Origin of the sequence: Bacillus cereus group sp. BfR-BA-01383 (genome assembly GCF_022663495.1) — a bacterium.
Lineage (GTDB): Bacteria > Bacillota > Bacilli > Bacillales > Bacillaceae_G > Bacillus_A > Bacillus_A cereus_AU.
Window position 1 is genome coordinate 49969 of the sequence record NZ_JAKUFP010000013.1, and the last position, 20863, is coordinate 70831.

A 20863-nucleotide genomic window follows, 5' to 3' on the forward strand; every position below is an offset into this window, starting at 1 on the left:
ATATAAAGTATGAATAGGGATGTAGTAAAAATGACAATGATACAATTTAATTCTTATCATCAAAAAGTAGAGATTAAGAGAAATTTAGAACTTATTAACTTAGAACATAAAAAAATTAGAGAATATGTAAATTTTGATGTATTTTCTTTTGAGCAATTAGATGAATTTCAAGTAGGATACAGCATTGACACCGATGGAAACCCCCTTGTAACCGATGAGGAAGATACTTGGGATGCAAATTGGGTTGTTATTGCATATGAAACTATGTGTGGAGATCCAATTATTATTGATTTAAATGAGGAAGGATATCCTATATCTTCAATCATGCATGGAATGGACAGTTGGAGTGGTGGCGATTTTCTTGCAGATTCAATGGACTCATTTATTAATTTTATGAAAGATATAGGTGATTTTCTTACTGAGAAACAAGTGTTAGAAGGTAAAAGAATGATACAAACTAAAGAATTGGAAATATTGTTAAATGAGTTTTTGGAAAGAAATAAATTTGCTGATTTTGAAATATGGCACTCTTTATTAAGTCCATTATTTGATATTGCAGAAGAATACGAGCAAACATTGGAGATAAAAGTAAAAAAGATGAAGGAAGAAGGAAAGAAAATAACGGAAATTGCCCACCTGCTTAATATAAAACCTAAAGAAGTGTATGAATATATTAAGAAGGTTTAATAGCAACTCTTCACTTTTGAGAGAACAATCAGGCACGATGATGGAGCAATACAGGCAGAAAATGCTCGAATCTTTTTATAAAGCCGAAACAAAAATCTGCTGAAGAAGAATCCATTTTGATCAATCTTTTTCAAAATGGATTCTTTTTATTTATCGTAAAACTTAGGATTGAGAGTTGTTTTTGTTTAAACTTTATTTCAAAGCGACTGTATAAACTATTTCATGCAATAATGTACGCAGGAAAAGTTAATTATAGTTAGATAATCACTATGATTAACCTGTTTTTTGTTTTAAAGCGAGTGCATTGGGGTTTCGAGGCAGCTTCTGCATGAGCAAAGATACTTACAAAAAATCAATGAAATTCAAATGAATATCCCTAAGTGAATACAGCATGGAGAATGGGACTGAAGGACGACGCGAAAGGTGGCTACAGGGATGAAGTACGGTGAAAATACAAAATTAGTTGAGGAAGTTATCGAGTATATACAAAAAAGAAGCTTATTTGATAGGAATGATATAAAGTTACATGAATTATTACATGACATTGAAATTATCCATGATTTTGATAAAGCACAGGAATTGGCTTGGTCTCAAGATTTGGATGTTACCCAAATCGTTTGGGATGATATTAAATCGGATGAAAGTGCAAAATTATTAGAAGGAACTTATAACCCTAATATGGAATCAAAAAAAGATATGTTATATGAAGTTTTTTCGAATAACTATAACTATTATCAGGAATTTATTTCAATTGATCATATAAATATTCTTGAAGAAGTAGAAAGAGACCTTGAGATGTGTGGACTAAATCGTTTAGTAAATGGAAAAGTGGATAATTTTTATGAAAAGGTATTTGAGGTGTATAAAATGGGAGGATGGCCTTGTGGATGGAAAGGTGAGTACCTGAAAGGGGAAATGATTGTCTACTTACCAAATGAAAAATGAAGGCTTACATACCGATATACTTTATGAATTTAATGAAATCTATAGTGACAGGATTATAGAGAGATGAAAGGAAGTTATCGATACGTATAAATATCTTGATAGTTTAGGAGGAAATATTAAATGATTAATCTATTTAATATTCCAGATTTGATAGAAAAATCAGCAGCGAGTGATATTGAAATTCAAGCAGTAGAAAATCGCATGAATGTTACATTACCTAATGTATATAAGGATTTATTGAGATTTACAAATGGCTTTTCAATCGGTGGTGGGCTAGTTATTTATAGTACGGAGCATATTGCAGAAAGGAACGAGGTATGGGAAGTAGATGAGTATGCGAGGGGGTATGTTTCAATTGGTGATGACGGTGGGGGTAATGTATTTTTAATGGCTCAACATGCAGAGGAAAAAGAGGTGTTAGTAATTGGTTCTGGGGATATGAATCCAAGCCATGCTACTGTAATTACCGCTGATTTTAAAAAATGGATAAATAGTGGTTGCGTAAGTGAAATAGAACAGAAAACAATAAATAAGTCGTCTGATATTTGTAATATAGTGTTAGTGAAAACTCCTAGTGAAGGTTTGAAAGATTTAATAAGAATAAAGAACGTATTAGGGCTTGAGATTTCCGCAATTGATTTGCTAAAGGGTTCAAAAAATCCTCCTTATATATTAGTAGAGAGATTTCCATACGGTAAGGCGAAAAAATTAATTGAAAAACTAGCAATTAGTAGTACGATACTGAGTATAGAAACAACTGGAAAAAACAGTTAATATTAGAGGGTAACTTTCATACGATTAGAGAAATCGATATTAATCCAAGAGAGTAAACAGGGAGAGTTAAACATGATCATAAATGATGTGGTTTTTGGTGAGATTGAATATACATATGGATGGGTTAAGGACATTACCATTGAATTTTGTGGAAAAGAAGCTGAAATAGCATTGATGATTAAAGGTGAAGAAAACGGAAATTTTGATGAAGAACAATATATTGCTTATAATTCATTATTGCAAAATTGGGAACGACTGCAGCAAGTTTTTTTACAAGCAATTTTAGACTATTACAAGCAAGAGCGTCAACAACTAGGGTATGATATTGAATTTAATGAAAATTATCCGCATATCGGAACAATTAATCAATTACTTAAGATGATAACTTTAGTTGGAATTGTAGTTCCATATGGTGATATTAATGAAGAGCGAGATATTGGGATAACTTTCGATTGTACATGGGATGCAGAGAATGGACTTGGGCTACGTTTATTAAATGAAAAAGTAACTGAAGTGGGGTATCAAGACGTTGCCATTTAACTTTTAATTTAAGGAGTGAAAAAGTAATATGAAAGAGTTTGAGGAAAAGTTTAGTGAATTGCAATCGGATATGATATCTATATGTATGGAATATGTTGAAGATAGAGCGGATAAAGTATATGTTTATGCTTCATGTGAAGAAGGTATTATTTCAGGTAGATTCTTTTATTTGATTAATAATATACATGTGAAATGTCATAAAGTAAATGATGCATTAGGGGATAGAGACGAAAGATATGATGTGTCTAGAGAACGTCAGTTTATGGTATTGCGTATAATATGTGAAGATATCGAAAAAGTAAAAGCATTATGCAAAGAATATGAGCGCGACATGCCAACTGAGATGAAATTGATATATGATGCTCATAGTGGCAAGTTTAAAGCTCAATATAAGTATGATTTAGTATATACGAATGATGATGTTAAAACAGCTAGTCATATTGCTGATGAGTGGTTTGAGGAAGTGAAAAATAATAACCTTTAAAAGGGGTACAGTAATAGTTACATCATAGTTAAATGGATAATGAGTGGGAGTAGAAAATGGAGAAATCAGTATTAGAAAAAATAGAATTAATTAAGGGGATTTTAGGTAATGATCCATTTTGTTTGCTTATTGGTGAAATTATAGAGGTAGAAAAAAAGATTGATGAAAAATTAGAAGAAGGTCCCTTGAAAGATTATAATTTTATTATAAAAAAATATGAAATGTTGAACGGTGGAGTAATTACTATATATGGTCATCTAAAACGCGAAAGTATTCAATTTTATACGGAGGACATGCCAGGTGGTGCTGATAAGTGGATTTGTATAGGGAAAATTGAAAGATATCCATTGTTTATTAATAAGATTAATGGAGAAGTTTCTTGTTTGTATGGAGATTTAATTAATCAAAATTTTATTATTGAGTCATATGGTGATTTTAATAATTTCTTACAACATTATTATGTAGGAAAAAGATATTGTGAATTAGGTAATAAGTTTGTTCAATTTGGAGGAATTAGTGAAACCGTAGGAAGTAAAGAGGATGATTGGTATCAGTTATTAGAAAGTAATAATTTATTATAATAGATTAATTGAACGTATTATGAACATAATGATGTGAAAATATGTGATAAATTATAATAACGATGTTGTAAAAAGGAGGAGAAGTCAATGAATTTTAATGAGCGAATATCCATTTTATATAAAATGCGTTTTCTAGAGAATGAAGGGGATGATATTGAAGTTTTTGAGAGTATTCTCAATGAATTAGCGAATAAAGGGACAAATGATATAATTCCTGATCTTTGTATAATTTTTGAGGATGATATTGCTGAGCCATCAGCGGGTGACTACCTTATTGAAACGATTTTTTATATTGCTGAACATTCCGGGGTAGAGGAAGGGTTATGCAAATTAGCTATTAGTATTCCTAAAATGTTACCTCATGCAGAATTCTGGGCGGAAAGAATTCATCGGACACTTTTACATTCAAAAGGTTTAGTAGTATCGTATATGAATGTTTTAGAAAATATAAATAGTTCAACAAAGCAAATAATTAAAGGGATTCTTCTTGAGATAAGAGAGGACGAAGCAGATTTATATTTAGAAAAAGTAAATTCAATCTTAGAGAAATTGTGATAAGGGGATACTATGGAAAAGATAAGTGATTTTATATGTTTCGAAAAGCCGTCACAAGAGATTGTTGAAAAGTATCCAGGTAAAGTTCCTGAACAAATAATAGATTTATGGAAACAATATGGATTTGGAAGTATGTTAAACGGATATTTAAGGTTGATAAATCCAGAGGAATATTTAGATATATTAAAGGAAAGTTATATCCGCTATGAAGAAGCTGAAGGTTAAACGTAGCATTATTAAAGATTTTTGTCGATTAAAACTCTCATAGTGAAGTTACCAATATCGGAGCTAGTAATATTAATACAAAATAACTAGGAGGATTCAAATGATAGATGTTCAAAAATTGTTGACATATAAATTATATTCTCCAGTTGATGAAACTGAGATTGAAAAAGTTGAAGAGGAAATGGGATTAGCATTCCCAAATACTTATAAGCAATTACTAAAGCATACAAATGGATTTGTAAATGATAATGGAGTTGTTCTGTTTGGAGTTGATGTAATACATGAAAGAAATAAAACATATGAAGTCCGTGAGTATGCAAAGGGTTATGTTGCTGTAGGAAGTAATGGATCTGAACTATGCTGCTGTAGTAAGTGAGAATTTGGTACAGTGGGTAAATGACGGTGCGATAGATGTTGAATTTATGAATGAAGAGCGGGAAGTGTGTAAGGGAAAGTTTTGTAATCTTATATTAATTAATCCACCAATAAGAGGGGCTATGGATTTAAAGAAAATACAAGAGGTATTTATCATAAAAAAGGGATTGTTCGATTTATTAAAAGGGTCAAAACAATTACCATTTGTATTAATGGAAGGTATCCCTGTTGAATTAGCTTTAGAAAAAATAAACCAGTTAGGAGAATTAGGGGATATATTAAAAATATCTAGTATTGATTAAAAGGTTATGGTAGAAATAGTGTTCTTATAGTCGTTTGAAATAAATAATAATTCTGTATCAAAATAGTGAAGTGTTGCTGGGATTAATCAAATAATTTATGAGTAAACAAATTAGGATTTTAAGAAATATGTACAATTAGAGAACTAAATTTTTAACTATAGGTAAAAATTATTTTGTAAAAGACGATTCGTGTGATTTTGATTCTGAAGGGGTTTAGGAGAATTTCATTGCTACTAATGGGAACAGAGAGTTTAATAAATGGTTTGGTAATTTATCTATAATAGAATATGTGAATTGAAAGGTAGTAGAATTATGAAAGAGAAAGTATCCATATGGGTTGGGAATTTTGAGAGTAAGGATGAATTTTTGAATTATAAAAATACTGAATATACAGAAAATGGAGATAGTATATCTTCTAATTTCGAAAAGGACTTTAATTTGATTTATTATGATCGCGATTTAGTTGAAAAGGAATGGGTTAGTCAATCAAAAAATAATATAAAGGATTTATTGAAAGGTTTTTCTTACGTTGATCAATTTATTCAACAATTTAATAATACAAACCGTGAAAAGAAATTTAACGCAGCCATTTTAATTTACAATATGGAAAGCAGTGCTAAGGAAAGAAAGGTTAAATTTAAAAATAATGAATTAGAATTTGTTGGAGTTTATCAATATAGGATACCTGTTGATGATAGATGGTAAATTTAAAGTTGACTTTAATTATGAGGATCTTTCAGAGACAAATTCGTATGAATGACAATATACAATTTAACCTCATACCTAAATCTAATTTCGAAAAGAAATATTTGGATATCCATGAAGGGAAGAAAGTTTGAGTACAATGGATTGTACTAGTACTGGATTGAGCATATTAAAACTTATAGTAGATTAATACAAATTCACATTAGTTTAATAATCAATGTAAAAAGATGATGTAATACATATACTATTAGAATTAAAGAATTAGGAGGGGAAATTTATGATAATAATGAATAATTACCCCGAGGTAGGAACATATATCATGTTAGAAACTAGCGGATATTCAATAGTCGAAAAGAACAAGGTACAGTTGGTTAGACAAGGTGTTGGAGGATTTAGTGAAGATGGACAGGTAGTTGGTATATATGTTGAAAATAACAAACTATATTTTTTCTATAATGGACTTTCATTTGAAACATTGATAGGCAATTTAATTTGTGTAAATAGGTATATTTCCAAATTTGAAAGATGTTTTAGTGTCACAATAGCAGGACGAGATATCTGTCATATAGTTTATGAGCCTTTTATTGATCCAGGAATGATCTATTATGATGCAGATCCTGAAGAGTTTGATTTATTACTGTACTTAAGTGAATTATTGAAGAACGAGGATTCTATTAAGAGATTTATGTACGGGATGGAAATGCTAAAAAAACAGCATAAAGAATAGTGTTTTGAGTGTGAAAGCAAAGACTTTTTAAATGTAGTACCATCACGAATTAATTTGAATAACGCTATAATTAAAACTATCGGCACCTTTACAGAGAAAAAAAGAAGTTGAGATAAGGGGATTAATATGCAAAATATTCAACTAGCTAAAGAAATTCGTACAGCCATCAAGCAAAATAATGTTGAAAGAGTAGCTGAGTTAATTGGTTCAGATACGGAGCTCTTGAATATGTCGATGAGGCCGTTTGGAACTTTTCTTCATGTTGCAGCCACACATGGGAAGCTTGAAATAGTCAAGCGACTTATAGAATTAGGTGCTGACATAAATAAGCGAGGTGGTGTATATGGTGATGGGGCACTTAACCAAGCGGCTTCAAAAGGACAGCTTGAAATTGTCATGTATCTATTGACTTGTGGAGCGGAAGTAGATGTGAGTGAACCGGAAAAGAATCCGCTGTTTGGTGCTATTCAAGGTGGATATATAGATATAGTAAAACTTCTGATTGAAAATGGAATTGACATTCACGTTAAGTACACGGGAGAATATATGAAAAATATGGATGCATTAGCATTTGCATATGAACAGGGACAAATAGAAATAGCAAAACTATTAAATTCTAGTAAAAAAGAGGAATTTAAGGATATTAACTAAAATGAAAAAACTGAAATTTTAGATTATACAACAGAACAATTTGATCCTATTAAAAGATATATGATTCTGAATGAAATTGCTTTAATACTGGGTGGTAAACTAAATGTTACTAAGAAATATATGTATAGAACTAGATACACGTAATAGGTGAGGCAAAGCCATTGTTGGAGTGGTTATTAAATAGAAGTATAAAAAATTAAAGGTACCCAAAATAATGGTAGGATTCTTATCCTATAAAAGGAATGATATCGTGAAAGAATGGGGATACGATGAAATATTTCAGGAAATTAATGAAGACTATAATGATTACTTGAAATTAAATAGGGGACATGAATATGCAATAGCAAGAACTATTAATGAGTATATAAACCTTGGAAAGGTAGAAGACTTTATTGTTGATACTGCTGTAGGCGAAATATTGTTATCCAAAGATAAGGTCTTTATTGGATATGTTAAAGGAATATCGAAGAGGTTAAGGATATTTAAGGATTTAGATGTTACAAAAGAACTAACACAAGAGGAAATAGCAGACTTGACTAATAGGATAGAGAAAGTATTGGATGGCCTTAGTAAGATTGAAATAGATTATAGCTTTTATTCTGAGTAGTTACTTAAAATTAAAAATGTTAATAGGGTCAAAGAAGACTTAATAGAAAATAATCCTACAGGTATGGATTCAAAAAGTACTACTATTATAAAAGAAAAAAATATTATGCTATAAAAGAGATGGATTAGATTGGAGAGAGGGTATTATGAGAAAAGATTTACAATGGGAATATGCTGATTCAGAAGTATCAGAAGTTAAGATTAAATCGAGTGGCTTACAATTAGGATTCAAGTTACCCCAAGATTATATTGATTGTGTCAAGATAAATGGAGGGGCGAGTGTATTACCAGAGGAATTTAATGTAGGAAAAGTAGAGCGTTGTTTTGGTAGTTTATTTAGTTTTGATGAACAAAGCAGTGAATACATTGTTGAAAAATATAGAATATATAATCCTACACTCCCTAAAGAGATTTTACCTATCGCAAATGATCCAGCAGGAAATTTAATCTGTTTTGATTATAAGGATCATGAAGAAGGTCCAATTGTTGTTTTTTGGGAACATGAAGGTGCGTGGGAAAAAGAAATACTGATGAAAAGTGAAGGAATTACGGCAGAAGAAGCAGAGGAAGTAGCAAGAGAAAATCTGTTTTATATTGCTGGTGATTTCACTGAGTTTTTAAATAAATTACATGATTAATAGAGGGAGAAAAAGTGCTATTTATAGATGATATTTTTAAAAAATATTTTTGAAAATTGGCGTTAATTCGTGCAATAGTATGTGCTTAAAAAAACGCTAGAAAATATGAAACGATTATAGAAGTATTAAAAGGACAAACTTTAAAAATAGGTATATGAAAAATGGATAATTACTAGGGATTATCCCTGTAAGGTTTCCTACTGAACTGATAATGATAAAATCCGTGCTAAGAAATAGGAGGACATAGTGAACAAGAAAAGTCAGTTAATTCAACAAGTAAAAGTCGTGATACATAAGTTAGAGAAAGACTATGTTAAAGATATTAATAGTGGCATTTTACAACTAATATATAAAAGATATAAAAAAGCATTAGAAATATTAGAGAATAACGAGGATATTAAGGGAATAACCATTGTGGGTGGTGTGCGTGCGTATATGGACAGTTACAATGACTATCCACATACGCTATTAGAAGAATTACATAAGGCTGAAACGATAATTAAAGAATTAACTAACAGATAGTGATAGAGAAAAAACAAGAAGTGATAAAATAGGGGAGAAGTTTTTTACAAAAAGCAAAATATAATTCTTGTACAATGCTTGAGAATAAGGAGAGCTATCATGAAGATATGGCAACTAACAAATCTATTAGGTAGTATGGATTAATAATATATTGGATTGACCAAAGTTTTTTAGATTTTAAGCCAATAAATGAGGTGGATAGTTTTTTGGATGCTAATGAAATATGGGAGTCAATTAAAGACGAAGATGAGCTGATTTTTTTCGGAGATTCAGATATAGCTTGGTATTGTTATAATGTTTCCAAAAAGAAATTTGTTGAACTAGACAAGCCCTCAGGCGAGCATATGGAAACTTTTTGCGATTTTGATACTATGCTTAAATCTGCTCTCTCAGTAGCACTTAGCTAAATGTATCGTAGTCAATGTCTAACTGTTTAAGCTAGATGAAAATAGTGCAGGGGGATTCTATGGAAAGTAAGGAAAAAGCGATAAAAATCTATGATTTCATTAAAAAAGGTGATATAGAACAAGCGAAAGAGATAATTATCACTGATAAAAGTTTACTTAATTTTGTAACACCATTTGGAGCTTGGCTACATGTTTCGGCTAGAGCTGGTGAATTGGATATGATAAAATTTCTTGTTGAATCTGGTATGGACATTAACCGTAATGAAGGTGTACCAAAGTCAGCGCCTATTGCACATGCAGCTAGTGAAGGTGAAATTGGTATTGTAGAGTACTTATTTGATAATGGTGCAATATTAGATGTTAGTGACCCAAATAGAAATCCTCTATTCTCGGCGATTTATGGTGGGCATCTTAATATTGTAAAGTATCTTGTTCAGAATGGTATTGATAGTACTGTAAAGTATACAGGGGATACTATGAAAGAGATGGGAGCTTACGAATTTGCTACTGAAAGAGGACAAGTAGAAATTGCTGAATATTTAAAAATGTACACTTGAGATGGAAGCTGTATATTGATGTAATAGAAAAATGAAGACACCCTCCCGCTATAAGATTCTATTAACATGATGCTTGTATAAATAAAAGCCAAGAAGAGTTGTATTATGAATAAAACTGAGAACACCTTAGCGAAGAGCTAGGGTATTTGTGTTATATAGTTTCACCACATATGCTTCCGAATTAGGAGCAGGAGTAATCAATAAATCCTTTGTAGCGTTTCCTATAATAGAATGCAAACTCTTAAAATTTTAAGAGTTTGCGATTAGTGATTATTAGTCGCTCAAATAAAGGAAAACAACTAAAATTTCATTTCATTATACAAATTTACGAATGTTATTTCTATTTTTTTACATGGTTTATACAACTAACAAGGAGGTAAATGTTCACTATTACTTTCATTCCTGCTATAACGAATTCTACAATAGAAGACAGAACGTATATTTGGTATAATCAAAACATACTATATGAAATGATGTACATGAGTTTGAAATTCATGTAATAAGGTAAGTACTACATAACAATAAATAATATTTAAAGTTCCAGTACATATAGGATTCAGTTCATGTTATATAAACCAATTGTTAGAAAGGAAAAGGTGTAATGGATCAAATTTCATTTGAAGATTTATTTGAAGAAGAAAAAGAAAAGGTGGAGGTAGCCGAGATCCCTGTACCTTTATCGCCCTTACAAAAGGATATTTTACAATTACTTAATTCTGAAGAAATAAGTGCACTTGAGTTATGCGAACAATTAATACGAGCTGGTAAAATATCAGATGAAAGATTCACAACTGATAAGCCTAAAGCATATGGGCAAGTATGCTTACTATTAGAAGGTTTTGTGAAAGAAGGAAAGCTTATTTTTATCAAAAATGATGAAAAAAGAGATAGGGTATATAAATTGAAAGAAGAAGATTCTAACGAATAAAATGTGTAAAGTATAGTCATGAAATAAGGAAGTCCTCATATTTGTGTTGAAAGATTGTTTAAATTATTTTCACATAAACGTGGGGATTTTTTTGTAGGGAGGATGTATGAAAGATTGGGAGTATTACGAATTATTTAATGCAATTCAGGAGGCGTAGGAAGAGTTGTTAGATGAAGAGAGAGGGTATGATGTTCTGGGGGAGAAAAGTATAAATAAAACAATAAGAAATGCTATTAAGCTTGGTGATATTAATGAAGTAAAACGTCTAATAGGTGATAATCCAGGATTTTTACATTCAATGACACCATTTGGTACGTGGTTACATGTTGCAGCAAAGAAAGGACATATCGAAATTGTTCAGTATTTGATTAATAAAGGGATAGATATGAATGCTAGAAGCGGTACATTTGATGCTTCTGCATTAAATTTGTCCGCAGGAGCAGGACATTTGGAAATAGTAAAATATTTAGTAGAGTCTGGTGCCGAATTGGATGTAAGTTTAGCAAAAAGAAATCCACTATTTGGAGCAATTTATGGCGGACGTAAAGAAGTAGTTGAGTTTTTAGTTGAAAAAGGAATAGATATTTCAATTAGATACACTGGAGAAAACTTTAAGAATATGAATGCTTATGAATATGCTGAAGAATTCGGACAAACAGAAATTGCTGCATACATAAAGCGTAAGATGGATAAGAGATAATAAAGATTGTAAAAGGGATAAGACTAAGAATAAAGAGATTAATAGGGGCAGTGTTTAATGATTGTGATTTTGAACTGGCTGACTTTAGAAGTTGTAAGAGTATTGCCTTATTAATATTGTAAAGGAGTATGAACATGGTAAATAGAAATGATGCATATGGAGGGTTTATTGTATCTAGAAATGTTTTGAATGGAGTACCTATTCGATATAGTTTTCGAGAAGAAAGTTCTATTTCTCAATTAAATGGTTGGAACATCTTTTCAGAAGTGGATGATGATGAATATGTAAACAATCCAAAAAACTTTTGCATAATTAATGCAGAATCAATGTCTTCAATTGCACCTCAAATGCTAGAAATATTTGAAGCACCATATGGAACAGACCTTTTTTGGATATATGAAGATAATGTACATGTTGGTTTTTACGATTTAGTGAAAGACTGTATGACAGATATAAATAAGATTTTAAATGTAATTTATTAAGGTCTCTTATAACTGTTTTAGATGTGTAGTAATTAATTGAGGAAATTCAGAGGGATGGTGCGAGATGAGTAAAGTGGAATGGAGATTACCAGATAAGCCTATATTGCGAGAAAATGTAAAGAATGTGGAAAAGGAGTTGGGCATTCATTTCCCTTTAGATTATATAGAATGTGTAATGAAGAATAATGGAGCACATGTTAGCCCAGAAGTATTTGAAGTTGAGGGGAAGAGAAAGGTTTTTGGGACATTACTAACTTATGATATGGATGATGATGAAAATATTATGGAGGTATTTCATGATTACAATGACACATTACCGTTAGGATTACTTCCATTCGCATTTGACCCAGCAGGAAATTTAATTTGCTTTGATTATAAAAATCATAAAGAAGATCCAATTGTTGTCTTTTGGGAACATGAGGGGGCATGGGAAAAGGAAACATTGATGGAAAGTGAAGGGATTACGGAAGAAGCAGCAGAGGAAAGAGCAAGAGAAAATGTATTCTATATTGTTAATGATTTTACGGAGTTTTTAAATAAGTTACATGATTAATAATATTATCCATATAACATGGTTCGTATAAATGTAAGAAGCAATAAAAGGAGAGAAAATTATGGACTTAGAGCATTTGAAAAAAGATATTTGGTATGGAGAGGTTTCTAATCATACAATTGAAAATCTTAAGTCTAACCTAAGAGATAGTGCAACAGAGAAAGAATGCATTATCTTAATTAATGAATTGTTAAAGCTTGGTGATTTCTCTGTAAAGGGGTTACTAATCGAACTTATGAATAGTACTCGAGATGATCTTGTTTTGAATTTATGTACTAGACTATTTTGCTCAGTAGCTACTCACGATGATTTATTAGAAACGAATAATTTGAAATTCCTTTCAAGTGCTTCAGAGGATGGGGTTCATAATTTTGTAGTAAGTGCTGGTGAAACTCTCTCATATAATGTAGTACCATACCTTCTAGCATTACTAGAAGAGTGGGAAGGTACCTTTGTTGAAAAAGCTATTAGAAATGAACTTTCATGGATGCTTGGAATTGAGGACGAGTATTATGAAGTATCGTTAGCAGAATTTAATGAAGCTTATTCTGGTTTTATCGAAAATAATGATGCGCAAGAATATTATTATCGTAATAGACTATCTTTTCCTAGAGATTGGGCAAAGGAATTAGTGTCGGAAGTTATGAGTTCTTTAAGAGATAGAACTACTTATAATGTTATTACTCTACCTTCCGTTTTATCAATTTGGAGTGGAATCAAATGTCCAATTCAATACGATACGATTATAACAAATGAAAAAAATAGAGAGTTGATGTCATATATTGATGTTTTAACAAAGAAAGAATGGAAGATTGGTAAAAAGTATTTTTATGGACATGTAGTCGAGTCGTATAAGAAAGCGATATACGAGTAAAATCGAATACAGAGTGTATGATATGCAGGAGGATAAAAATGATCTCACCACAAGATTTTTTAGTGAATTGGAATAAAGATATATACGGTTTAATTCATTATGATGAAAAAGTCATTGGTTCCTTTTCCTTCTCGAAAGAAACGAAAGACTTCTTAGTTAAAGCAGGTTTTCCGGAGTCTGCTCCGCCATTTCTTACATTTGAATCTGCAAATAACGGTGGCGGGATAAGGTTGAGCGAGATACATAATGAATTAGGTACGATGTATTATAAGTTTATATACTTTGGATTTACTGGTAGTGGAAACCCAATTTGTATTGATGAATCTAAATCACAACTCGTATATATAGATTATGACAATGAAAATAAAGTTGTTCTTATAAATAGTACGATAGAGAAGTTTGCAGAAGCTTTACTTGTCTATGTAGAGTTTATAAAAGAAGTAAAGGCTGCCAATGGAAGAAAAGCTTATTTTGAGAAAAATATACCTAAAGGTTTGGTAGAGTGGATTTCTAGTGCACTTCAAAAAATTGATGCAGTTGCTTTAACGGAAGGATGTTTTTGGACAGAGGAAATAGGGAGTTTTAGTGAATAAGTGTAGATAATAATAGATGGTATTTTTTTATGTGGAAAAAATAAAAAAACAACTAGTAGCCCAATTAAATCTTAAAAGATATAAACACGTCAAGAAGGTGAAAGAATGATATTACCAGAGGATTTTCGAGAGAAATGGGATGTTAATAAAGATGGCCCACTTATTACATTTCATGAAAAAGAATTAATGGACAAAAACTTTTCAGATGAAGTGAAACGATTTTTGTCTATAGGAGGCTTACCAGAAACACCGTCACCATATTTAGAGTTTACTTCATCTCAGTCTTTCATAAGGTCTATTACAAATGTATTTCATATGCCAGAAGAGTTTCGAAAATATTGGTTTTTAGGAACAACTAGTTCTGGAGATCCAATTTGTATAATTGAAAAACAAGAAAATGTAGTATTTCTAAATAGTAGTGATGAGTATAAAGCAGTGTTTATAAATTCTTCTATACATCAATTTGCAGAATGTTTATTAGTATATTCAAAAATGATCGATAAGGCAGTAGAGATAAATGGTGAGGATGCCTTTATCGATAATAATATACCCGAGTGTACAATAAGTTGGTTGAAGGAAGAGTTGAAAAAAATTGATAATAAGTGTATGAAAAAGGGGTCTTTTTGGTTTATTGAAATTGAGAATTTATATGAATAATTGAAAGTAAAAAGGGAAATGTATGGTGCATTGAAGAGGAGTATGGTGATAGTGAAGAATGCTATGAGTACATATTTTAAATTGAGAAAAGAATATTTTGATAGAGGTTTGAATTTCTTATTTAAAACACCATATAACGAAAAGGGTGATTTTGTTATATATCAAGGTGAAATAGAGGAAGATGAAATTTCATGGAAACCGGTTGAGAAATATTTTAAAACTGATTTAATCCTACTTGAGGAGCGGTTCGCAATTAAGTTTCATGATTCAGTTCATCACTATTTTAACTCATATTGGTTTGCTGATTTGGATGGGTTTATCGGTGACCATTATATTAGTTTAGAGGCTGTATTACCAAATATAGAATTAGATTCTTTCAAAGAGAAGTTAGAAGGGTATGAAAAAAATCATCGTAAGCTAGATAAGATTCCGATAGGAGTAGAAGGAAATGGTTCACTAGTTGTTTTAAATAATGTAAGCGGAAAGGTCGAATTGGAGGATTTTGAACGTGGGTTGTTTATAGAGGTTTCGAATAGTTTAAATGAGTTGATTTCTAGTTTGAGGCTACAAAAATAATGTTTATATGAATTATAGACCGGCTAGGTGGGGGTGGGAAAATGGAATATAGTGGAATGGTTTCAGTGTGGTTTGGAATTTCTAAATCACTCCAAAATCTTGAGGAGTATGTTGATATAGATTACACGATAGATGGAGATTCAGTTCATTCAAAGTTTGGGACGAGCTTTGAATTCGGTTATTATGATGAAGATAATATTGAATACTACACAATTATTGCTCGAAAGGAACATGGATTTCCTAATAAGTATTTAGTTTTAACGGAAATGACAGCAAATGCTGCATTGGTACTTGATAGTGTAACCGATCAAGTTTACTCAGTAAATTTTGAAGGTGGAGATGAATTACTTTTAAGTGGAAAATTAAAGGAGAGTTGGCCAACATTTTATTCATTTATAAAAGAATATTTCAAATGTTAGGTGTTATTTAGTGGAGTCATGATGTAACTTGTGTTAACAGAAATGAATAATAAACAGGGACGTCTTAGTAATGAGTGCGAGAGGAGTGACGGATAAATGAGAATGAATGATTCAGTTTTCGGAGAGCTTGAATATAATTATGCTTGGGCTAAGTGTATGCCTATAACTTTTATAGGTAATGAAACTGAGGTTGATTTGATGATAGATGGTGAAGAAGATGGGATGTTTGATGAAGGGCAGTATATAGCGTATCAATCATTAATGAAAAATTGGGAAGAGGTACAAATAAGTTTATTACAGTCTATATTAGACTATTACAAACAAAGGCGATGTGAATTAGGATATGATATTGGAGTGCAAGAAAATTATCCATTAATTGAAACAACTGATCAAATACTAGAGATGATTAGTTTAGATGGTATTGTTGTTCCGTATGCAGATATTATGGGGGGAAGAGAGATTGGGATTACATTTAAGTGTACGTGGGATATAGAAAATGGTGTAGGAGTTCGTTTATTAAATGAAAAGGTAGTTGGAGTAGGGTATCAGGATATTACTTTTTAATTTAAATACGTCTCAACAAACGCCTGTATATCACTTTGAAAATAAAATAGCTGATTCACTGATGGGATTTATGATAAAGATCAATCGGGACAGTGAATATTTTGAAGATGAAAAAAGGGTATCAATCTTTATCGGATTGACACCCTGATACGAATCTGATTAACACCTTACATATTTACGCTTAAAACCAAGTCTTCCTCTATCAAGCTCTTTCTGAATACTTTCGGAAGCATTTAGAAGGCTGCTTTTTTTCTTATCACGTTTTATTTCAACTATACCAACTTCTTTTGCAGTCTCGACTGCCTTTTCGTGTAGTGGAACATATGAAATTGCCACAGTGTTTAGGAAATTATTCATAGCGGATTTTGTTCGTTCTGGTGAATTATGAATTGTATTTTTCACCATTTCAAGCATATCGGAAATTTTGCTTTCGGAAAACTCATTGTCTTTACGATTTCCTAAAAGCCAACAGTAGCAACTCCATCCTGCTGACATTCTCAGCTCATCCCCACTTTTAATCCATCTATCAGCAACATCTTGTGCAATATTTGACTCGGATAAAGTTACTGCCACCACATAATCGGATAGCATATAAAAATATGCTCCGTCTATCCAGCGATCAAAATCAGACTCACTCATAGCTTTTGGATCTGCGATAATACCTGCAAAGTACATAGCATCGTAGTTTCCTGTGGAATACAGCTCCTCGGCTAACTCTTGATTTAATTTTATTTTCTTAGCGATTGGTTTCATAGCGCCTGTAGCTACGCCAAAAACTGGCTCGTGTGCACCGTTAGATATGTATATTTTTTTCGTTCGTTCCTTACCGAGGGATTCAAGCTCTTGCATAACTGTTTTAAAGTCCATAGCTGTGCACTTCCTTTCTTAATATAAAAACCTTTTTAAGTGTAATTATCTAGTTTGTATTTTTAAGCCTTGCATACTTCTCAATGTTAATACTAATTGTATTCTAGAGGTATGTCTACTTTCTAAAGTTCATCGAGACTTGGTCTGATTTTTGAATAAAATGAAGCCAGAGTTAATCTAGAGAATGGTATAATATAGAAAAAGTGGACGGTAAAAATCACATAGGGGGAATTTAATTGGAAAAAGAGCTGAATAGGTTATATAGAGAGATAGCGGAGACGGTTAATGAAATGATTCCAGCAGAGTGGGATAAATTTTATTTCTACGCTCAAATATCAAAAACTGGAGGGGGAACTTACTTTTACTATAATACACCTGAAGATAGAGAAGATTTTAATTATAGTGTGAAAATCCCGTTTTACTTTGCTGTTGATAAAATAGAATTTAGAAGTAATAAAAGAAAGTTATTTGAATTAAGTGATGAATTAAGAAGTGTTTTTAAAGATAACCACCAAGAACTTTGGTACTCCGTTACAATGTCTCTTGAACATAGTGGGAAATTTAACATGCATTTCGATTATACAAATTGGTTCGATACAGAATATAGTTTTAGTGATCAAATGATTATTTGGAAACATAAATACTTAGGTGAAGTACCAATTGATGAAAATGATAAAGCGCTAATTATTAAGTATGATAATGAATTTCCGAATAATCCTATTTAACTGAATGGAAAGAAGAAATGGTTTTTATAAAAATCATGAGTTTTAAAGTAGTTGATAAGTTATAAAGTTAGTTCTGCAAGATAAGAATTAAAGGAGAAATACAATGGATAAGATTCAAATTGCGAAAAGAATTAGAGAGTCTATAAAGAGGAGAGATGAAAATTGCTGAATATTTAAAGCGTAAGTTGAATGAGAATATATATTCATAATGGGGGACGCTATTAATGGAAGTACATGGAATGGTTTCAATATGGTTAGGGAATATGGAAACGCAAGATCAGTTAGATGTATATATGGAGGTTACATATGATGAAGAAGGAGACTCTATACCAGCAAGGTTTTTTGTTGATTTTAATATTGATATGATTGATGTAGATGAGGATTTTATTGAAAAGGAAGTGTTAGAAGAAGCGAGTGATGATATTTCTGTGTTGTTAACGGGATGCTCATATGATGATAAAATACTTTCTCGAATTAAGGAAGAAGTTAAATTAAAGAAATCCTATAATTCTATCGTATTAATTTATAATTTTCAGTATGACAATTCCGTTAGTAATTTTGAAGGCCTTGATTTTGTAACTGCTACAAGCTATCTATAGTTGTGAGACAATTACAGTAGGGTAAGGAAGAATAAAAAAATATACAAGTTGTTAGTGGCTAATAAAAGGGGGATCGTATTGAAAAGAACGCTTGAATTCGTACTAAGTGAAAAGATGTATATCGATGCTAATCAACAAATTGAAATTAAATTCTGTATTAACAAGCGGATTCCTTATTAACATAAGAAATCGACTTGTTATAATTATTTATTTTGTAAGTTGTCTTTCCAAAAATTATAGCTATAATCAATAACTTCTTTTAATTTGAAATAGTTTTCCCAAGTATCTTGCACATGGTAGAGAGTTTCGCCTTCGTCTATAAAAACATCACTGTAATCATTTATATACTTTCAGTCCTCGTCATGGTTAAAGTAGTACATTGCGAATTGATTGCCCTCATCATTTAACATGTCGTCTGCTAAAACGCCATCCCAGTTCATATAAATTTGTGTACCAGTCATTTGTCTAAGTTTAAACTGGTTAATTTCGTCTTGAGACTCTTCTTCAAATTCTTGACTACATAAATCATGTTCAATTATCCATCCTAAAAACATGCCAGTATGTACAAAAGCTTGATCGATTGGTAAGTCCTCAGGAAAATCACCTTCAAAATGGTACTTCGCTTTATCATAAACAATCGTATGTAACAATTAGGTCATCCCCTTAATATATAATCTAATAAACTCATACGCTTTGCCTTAATATTTCAACAATATTTTCAAGCCATTATAGCGGTGTTATTTCTAGCCCTTCAAATTCAGTAAATGGTTTCATACGTAAGCAGTGATTTTTATTTAGTGGTGCATGAGCAAAAGATTTTAACTTACTAATTAGTTGCTTCATTACTTTTTGTTCTTCTTTACTTAATGTATCAATATTAGCGAGTAGAATATATCCCTCTTTACATTTGTATTATAGCAATATTTCAAAGGTTTTTTGAGGGGATTAATAACTCTAGAAATTATATTTTTGCAAAATGTAAGTAGAGTGTAGTAGGAATGTGTATGTAGATTGAATTTTTGTATTTTCAAGCCCCTTCCAAGCCCCTTCCAAGCCCCTCATAAGCACCTACCAAGTAATAAATCACTAAGAAAAAACAAAACAAAAACAACTACAACTACAAGAACAAAAAGCGCGAAAAAATAAAACCGTTGTTGTAGTAGTAAAAAAATTTGAATTCAAATGCCCAAACCATCCCTACAATCCTATATTTATATTGAAGGATTGAAGTTTGCCTTTTTACTAGTAATGGGCGGGAGGGAAACATATGGCGGTATACCGTAATGTGCGGGTTAACTTTTGGCAAGATGAATTCATATTAGACTTAACACCAGAGGAGCGTTATTTTTACATATATTTGTTAACGGGTACGAAAACGAAGCAATGTGGAATTTACATATTACCGAAACGTTTGGCAGAGCTTGAAACAGGTTACAGTAGGGAGACTGTTGAGAAGTTGTTGAACCGCTTTGTTGAATACGGGAAGATTTTATATGATACAGAAACGAAAGAGTTATATATTACAAATTGGCTACGCTATAACCCTATTTTAAATACGAATGTAGAGAAGTGCGTGTTACGTGAGTTAAAGGCTGTGAAGAGTAAAGAGTTTATACATATGTTTTTACGTAAATGTCTTGAAGAAGAATGGAAGATTCCATTATTACTGCAGCATTTTGGTATGCCGAAAGAAGAGGATAATAGTAGTTTACAAGCAGTTGTTGAAGAGGAGGAAGATGCGGAAGTTATAACGGTAGAAGAGACTACTCCACATAGTGAAGTTTATAAGTTTTACGAACACAATATAAGTAGTCTATCTCCATATATTGTGAAGGAATTGAAGGGTTGGATACAAAGAGTTTCAGGAAAGGTAGTACTAGAAGCACTTAAAGTTGCGTTTGAAAATAATAAGCGAACGTTCGCTTATGTGAAGGGGATTTTGAGGAATTGGTGTAAAAAAGGGCGAGTAAACTTCAGTAAAGGAAAGGAAGCAGTGCGTAAGAGAGAAGTATACAGTTTGTATGATCCATAACGTGAGAAAGTAA

The 20863-nt window shown here is 31.5% G+C and carries 29 protein-coding genes and 4 pseudogenes; 31 read left to right on the forward strand and 2 right to left on the reverse strand.

Annotated features, from left to right (window positions below; all coding sequences use genetic code 11):
• Positions 1 to 30 precede the first annotated feature (30 nt).
• The 28 genes and pseudogenes from MR065_RS14345 to MR065_RS14480 all read left to right on the forward strand — a co-directional run bounded on the left by MR065_RS14345 (position 31) and on the right by MR065_RS14480 (position 16627).
• Complete coding sequence (locus tag MR065_RS14345) at positions 31 to 687, forward strand: SMI1/KNR4 family protein (RefSeq protein ID WP_242214120.1); 657 nt, start codon at positions 31 to 33, stop codon at positions 685 to 687.
• A 435-nt stretch (positions 688 to 1122) separates the two neighbouring features.
• The gene (locus MR065_RS14350; RefSeq protein WP_242214121.1) at positions 1123 to 1632 is read left to right on the forward strand and encodes a cytoplasmic protein; all 510 of its coding nucleotides are present in this window, start codon (positions 1123 to 1125) and stop codon (positions 1630 to 1632) included.
• A gap of 120 nt (positions 1633 to 1752) precedes the next feature.
• Positions 1753 to 2406, forward strand: a complete 654-nt coding sequence (locus MR065_RS14355) for an SMI1/KNR4 family protein (protein WP_242214122.1) — start codon at positions 1753 to 1755, stop codon at positions 2404 to 2406.
• Positions 2407 to 2478: 72 nt separating this feature from the next.
• Positions 2479 to 2946 carry a DUF2004 domain-containing protein gene (locus tag MR065_RS14360; RefSeq protein WP_242214123.1) on the forward strand — a complete coding sequence of 156 codons (468 nt, stop codon included), beginning with the start codon at positions 2479 to 2481 and terminating at the stop codon, positions 2944 to 2946.
• Between the two features lie 28 nt (positions 2947 to 2974).
• The gene (locus MR065_RS14365; RefSeq protein WP_242214124.1) at positions 2975 to 3430 is read left to right on the forward strand and encodes an immunity protein YezG family protein; all 456 of its coding nucleotides are present in this window, start codon (positions 2975 to 2977) and stop codon (positions 3428 to 3430) included.
• Positions 3431 to 3486: 56 nt separating this feature from the next.
• Positions 3487 to 4011: a hypothetical protein gene (locus MR065_RS14370; protein WP_242214125.1), complete on the forward strand. Its 525-nt coding sequence runs from the start codon at positions 3487 to 3489 to the stop codon at positions 4009 to 4011.
• 87 nt (positions 4012 to 4098) lie between these two features.
• The gene (locus MR065_RS14375; protein WP_242214126.1) at positions 4099 to 4566 is read left to right on the forward strand and encodes an Imm30 family immunity protein; all 468 of its coding nucleotides are present in this window, start codon (positions 4099 to 4101) and stop codon (positions 4564 to 4566) included.
• Between the two features lie 12 nt (positions 4567 to 4578).
• A pseudogene (locus tag MR065_RS14380) lies at positions 4579 to 4782 on the forward strand (GAD-like domain-containing protein); the annotation flags it as partial.
• A 109-nt stretch (positions 4783 to 4891) separates the two neighbouring features.
• The gene (locus MR065_RS14385; RefSeq protein ID WP_242214127.1) at positions 4892 to 5167 is read left to right on the forward strand and encodes an SMI1/KNR4 family protein; all 276 of its coding nucleotides are present in this window, start codon (positions 4892 to 4894) and stop codon (positions 5165 to 5167) included.
• A complete protein-coding gene (locus tag MR065_RS14390) occupies positions 5136 to 5468 on the forward strand; it encodes a hypothetical protein (protein WP_242214128.1) in 333 nt (110 codons plus the stop codon). Before MR065_RS14385 ends, MR065_RS14390 begins: the two co-directional genes overlap by 32 nt.
• Before the next feature lie 312 nt (positions 5469 to 5780).
• Positions 5781 to 6173, forward strand: coding sequence for an immunity 22 family protein (locus tag MR065_RS14395; protein WP_242214129.1), 393 nt, complete (start codon positions 5781 to 5783; stop codon positions 6171 to 6173).
• 277 nt (positions 6174 to 6450) lie between these two features.
• Positions 6451 to 6900, forward strand: a complete 450-nt coding sequence (locus MR065_RS14400) for a hypothetical protein (protein WP_242214130.1) — start codon at positions 6451 to 6453, stop codon at positions 6898 to 6900.
• Positions 6901 to 7026: 126 nt separating this feature from the next.
• Positions 7027 to 7548: pseudogene (locus MR065_RS14405) on the forward strand (ankyrin repeat domain-containing protein); the annotation flags it as partial.
• 253 nt (positions 7549 to 7801) lie between these two features.
• Positions 7802 to 8158 (forward strand): Imm3 family immunity protein, encoded by a 357-nt coding sequence (locus MR065_RS14410; protein WP_242214132.1) that lies wholly within the window; start codon positions 7802 to 7804, stop codon positions 8156 to 8158.
• 145 nt (positions 8159 to 8303) lie between these two features.
• Entirely contained in the window at positions 8304 to 8795 is a 492-nt protein-coding gene (locus MR065_RS14415; RefSeq protein WP_242214133.1) for an SMI1/KNR4 family protein, read from the forward strand.
• Positions 8796 to 9041: 246 nt separating this feature from the next.
• Complete coding sequence (locus tag MR065_RS14420; protein WP_242214134.1) at positions 9042 to 9317, forward strand: hypothetical protein; 276 nt, start codon at positions 9042 to 9044, stop codon at positions 9315 to 9317.
• A gap of 137 nt (positions 9318 to 9454) precedes the next feature.
• A pseudogene (locus MR065_RS14425) lies at positions 9455 to 9724 on the forward strand (YrhA family protein); the annotation flags it as partial.
• Between the two features lie 59 nt (positions 9725 to 9783).
• The gene (locus MR065_RS14430) at positions 9784 to 10281 is read left to right on the forward strand and encodes an ankyrin repeat domain-containing protein (RefSeq protein ID WP_242214136.1); all 498 of its coding nucleotides are present in this window, start codon (positions 9784 to 9786) and stop codon (positions 10279 to 10281) included.
• Between the two features lie 601 nt (positions 10282 to 10882).
• Complete coding sequence (locus MR065_RS14435; protein WP_242214137.1) at positions 10883 to 11209, forward strand: DUF3895 domain-containing protein; 327 nt, start codon at positions 10883 to 10885, stop codon at positions 11207 to 11209.
• A gap of 193 nt (positions 11210 to 11402) precedes the next feature.
• The gene (locus MR065_RS14440) at positions 11403 to 11909 is read left to right on the forward strand and encodes an ankyrin repeat domain-containing protein (protein WP_242214179.1); all 507 of its coding nucleotides are present in this window, start codon (positions 11403 to 11405) and stop codon (positions 11907 to 11909) included.
• A 134-nt stretch (positions 11910 to 12043) separates the two neighbouring features.
• The gene (locus tag MR065_RS14445) at positions 12044 to 12391 is read left to right on the forward strand and encodes a DUF2185 domain-containing protein (protein ID WP_242214138.1); all 348 of its coding nucleotides are present in this window, start codon (positions 12044 to 12046) and stop codon (positions 12389 to 12391) included.
• Between the two features lie 64 nt (positions 12392 to 12455).
• Positions 12456 to 12944 (forward strand): SMI1/KNR4 family protein, encoded by a 489-nt coding sequence (locus MR065_RS14450; RefSeq protein ID WP_242214139.1) that lies wholly within the window; start codon positions 12456 to 12458, stop codon positions 12942 to 12944.
• 61 nt (positions 12945 to 13005) lie between these two features.
• Positions 13006 to 13818 (forward strand): Imm47 family immunity protein, encoded by an 813-nt coding sequence (gene imm47, locus MR065_RS14455; protein ID WP_242214140.1) that lies wholly within the window; start codon positions 13006 to 13008, stop codon positions 13816 to 13818.
• A gap of 38 nt (positions 13819 to 13856) precedes the next feature.
• On the forward strand, positions 13857 to 14411 hold the full coding sequence (locus MR065_RS14460) for an SUKH-4 family immunity protein (protein ID WP_242214141.1): 555 nt from the start codon (positions 13857 to 13859) through the stop codon (positions 14409 to 14411).
• A 105-nt stretch (positions 14412 to 14516) separates the two neighbouring features.
• The gene (locus tag MR065_RS14465) at positions 14517 to 15068 is read left to right on the forward strand and encodes an SUKH-4 family immunity protein (protein ID WP_242214142.1); all 552 of its coding nucleotides are present in this window, start codon (positions 14517 to 14519) and stop codon (positions 15066 to 15068) included.
• Between the two features lie 63 nt (positions 15069 to 15131).
• Positions 15132 to 15644 carry a SecY-interacting protein Syd gene (locus MR065_RS14470; protein ID WP_242214180.1) on the forward strand — a complete coding sequence of 171 codons (513 nt, stop codon included), beginning with the start codon at positions 15132 to 15134 and terminating at the stop codon, positions 15642 to 15644.
• Positions 15645 to 15685: 41 nt separating this feature from the next.
• Positions 15686 to 16063 carry an immunity 22 family protein gene (locus tag MR065_RS14475; protein WP_242214143.1) on the forward strand — a complete coding sequence of 126 codons (378 nt, stop codon included), beginning with the start codon at positions 15686 to 15688 and terminating at the stop codon, positions 16061 to 16063.
• Positions 16064 to 16159: 96 nt separating this feature from the next.
• Positions 16160 to 16627, forward strand: a complete 468-nt coding sequence (locus tag MR065_RS14480) for a DUF6985 domain-containing protein (RefSeq protein ID WP_242214144.1) — start codon at positions 16160 to 16162, stop codon at positions 16625 to 16627.
• A 159-nt stretch (positions 16628 to 16786) separates the two neighbouring features.
• On the opposite strand, the gene MR065_RS14485 is transcribed toward MR065_RS14480, so the two are convergent.
• Positions 16787 to 17494, reverse strand: coding sequence for a DNA alkylation repair protein (locus MR065_RS14485; RefSeq protein ID WP_242214145.1), 708 nt, complete (start codon positions 17492 to 17494; stop codon positions 16787 to 16789).
• A gap of 236 nt (positions 17495 to 17730) precedes the next feature.
• Here MR065_RS14485 and MR065_RS14490 point away from each other — a divergent pair, with 236 nt between their 5' ends.
• Both MR065_RS14490 and MR065_RS14495 read left to right on the forward strand, forming a co-directional pair.
• A complete protein-coding gene (locus MR065_RS14490; protein WP_242214146.1) occupies positions 17731 to 18219 on the forward strand; it encodes an antitoxin YezG family protein in 489 nt (162 codons plus the stop codon).
• A gap of 224 nt (positions 18220 to 18443) precedes the next feature.
• Positions 18444 to 18818, forward strand: coding sequence for an immunity 22 family protein (locus MR065_RS14495; protein ID WP_242214147.1), 375 nt, complete (start codon positions 18444 to 18446; stop codon positions 18816 to 18818).
• Positions 18819 to 19021: 203 nt separating this feature from the next.
• On the opposite strand, the pseudogene MR065_RS14500 reads toward MR065_RS14495, so the two are convergent.
• Positions 19022 to 19468, reverse strand: a pseudogene (locus MR065_RS14500) (DUF7832 domain-containing protein).
• 617 nt (positions 19469 to 20085) lie between these two features.
• Here MR065_RS14500 and MR065_RS14505 point away from each other — a divergent pair.
• Complete coding sequence (locus tag MR065_RS14505) at positions 20086 to 20850, forward strand: DnaD domain-containing protein (protein WP_242214148.1); 765 nt, start codon at positions 20086 to 20088, stop codon at positions 20848 to 20850.
• Positions 20851 to 20863 lie beyond the last annotated feature (13 nt).

Bases quoted from the DNA above. Each gene is read 5' to 3' on its own strand.
- imm47 (WP_242214140.1), top strand. From the start codon at position 13,006: ATGGACTTAGAGCATTTGAAAAAAGATATTTGGTATGGAGAGGTTTCT.
- MR065_RS14415 (WP_242214133.1), top strand. From the start codon at position 8,304: ATGAGAAAAGATTTACAATGGGAATATGCTGATTCAGAAGTATCAGAA.
- MR065_RS14345 (WP_242214120.1), top strand. From the start codon at position 31: ATGACAATGATACAATTTAATTCTTATCATCAAAAAGTAGAGATTAAG.
- MR065_RS14350 (WP_242214121.1), top strand. From the start codon at position 1,123: ATGAAGTACGGTGAAAATACAAAATTAGTTGAGGAAGTTATCGAGTAT.
- MR065_RS14365 (WP_242214124.1), top strand. From the start codon at position 2,975: ATGAAAGAGTTTGAGGAAAAGTTTAGTGAATTGCAATCGGATATGATA.
- MR065_RS14390 (WP_242214128.1), top strand. From the start codon at position 5,136: ATGGATCTGAACTATGCTGCTGTAGTAAGTGAGAATTTGGTACAGTGG.
- MR065_RS14480 (WP_242214144.1), top strand. From the start codon at position 16,160: ATGAGAATGAATGATTCAGTTTTCGGAGAGCTTGAATATAATTATGCT.
- MR065_RS14375 (WP_242214126.1), top strand. From the start codon at position 4,099: ATGAATTTTAATGAGCGAATATCCATTTTATATAAAATGCGTTTTCTA.
- MR065_RS14465 (WP_242214142.1), top strand. From the start codon at position 14,517: ATGATATTACCAGAGGATTTTCGAGAGAAATGGGATGTTAATAAAGAT.
- MR065_RS14385 (WP_242214127.1), top strand. From the start codon at position 4,892: ATGATAGATGTTCAAAAATTGTTGACATATAAATTATATTCTCCAGTT.
- MR065_RS14355 (WP_242214122.1), top strand. From the start codon at position 1,753: ATGATTAATCTATTTAATATTCCAGATTTGATAGAAAAATCAGCAGCG.
- MR065_RS14370 (WP_242214125.1), top strand. From the start codon at position 3,487: ATGGAGAAATCAGTATTAGAAAAAATAGAATTAATTAAGGGGATTTTA.
- MR065_RS14470 (WP_242214180.1), top strand. From the start codon at position 15,132: ATGAGTACATATTTTAAATTGAGAAAAGAATATTTTGATAGAGGTTTG.
- MR065_RS14430 (WP_242214136.1), top strand. From the start codon at position 9,784: ATGGAAAGTAAGGAAAAAGCGATAAAAATCTATGATTTCATTAAAAAA.
- MR065_RS14475 (WP_242214143.1), top strand. From the start codon at position 15,686: ATGGAATATAGTGGAATGGTTTCAGTGTGGTTTGGAATTTCTAAATCA.
- MR065_RS14450 (WP_242214139.1), top strand. From the start codon at position 12,456: ATGAGTAAAGTGGAATGGAGATTACCAGATAAGCCTATATTGCGAGAA.
- MR065_RS14395 (WP_242214129.1), top strand. From the start codon at position 5,781: ATGAAAGAGAAAGTATCCATATGGGTTGGGAATTTTGAGAGTAAGGAT.
- MR065_RS14495 (WP_242214147.1), top strand. From the start codon at position 18,444: ATGGAAGTACATGGAATGGTTTCAATATGGTTAGGGAATATGGAAACG.
- MR065_RS14505 (WP_242214148.1), top strand. From the start codon at position 20,086: ATGGCGGTATACCGTAATGTGCGGGTTAACTTTTGGCAAGATGAATTC.
- MR065_RS14400 (WP_242214130.1), top strand. From the start codon at position 6,451: ATGATAATAATGAATAATTACCCCGAGGTAGGAACATATATCATGTTA.
- MR065_RS14460 (WP_242214141.1), top strand. From the start codon at position 13,857: ATGATCTCACCACAAGATTTTTTAGTGAATTGGAATAAAGATATATAC.
- MR065_RS14445 (WP_242214138.1), top strand. From the start codon at position 12,044: ATGGTAAATAGAAATGATGCATATGGAGGGTTTATTGTATCTAGAAAT.
- MR065_RS14435 (WP_242214137.1), top strand. From the start codon at position 10,883: ATGGATCAAATTTCATTTGAAGATTTATTTGAAGAAGAAAAAGAAAAG.
- MR065_RS14360 (WP_242214123.1), top strand. From the start codon at position 2,479: ATGATCATAAATGATGTGGTTTTTGGTGAGATTGAATATACATATGGA.
- MR065_RS14485 (WP_242214145.1), bottom strand. From the start codon at position 17,494: ATGGACTTTAAAACAGTTATGCAAGAGCTTGAATCCCTCGGTAAGGAA.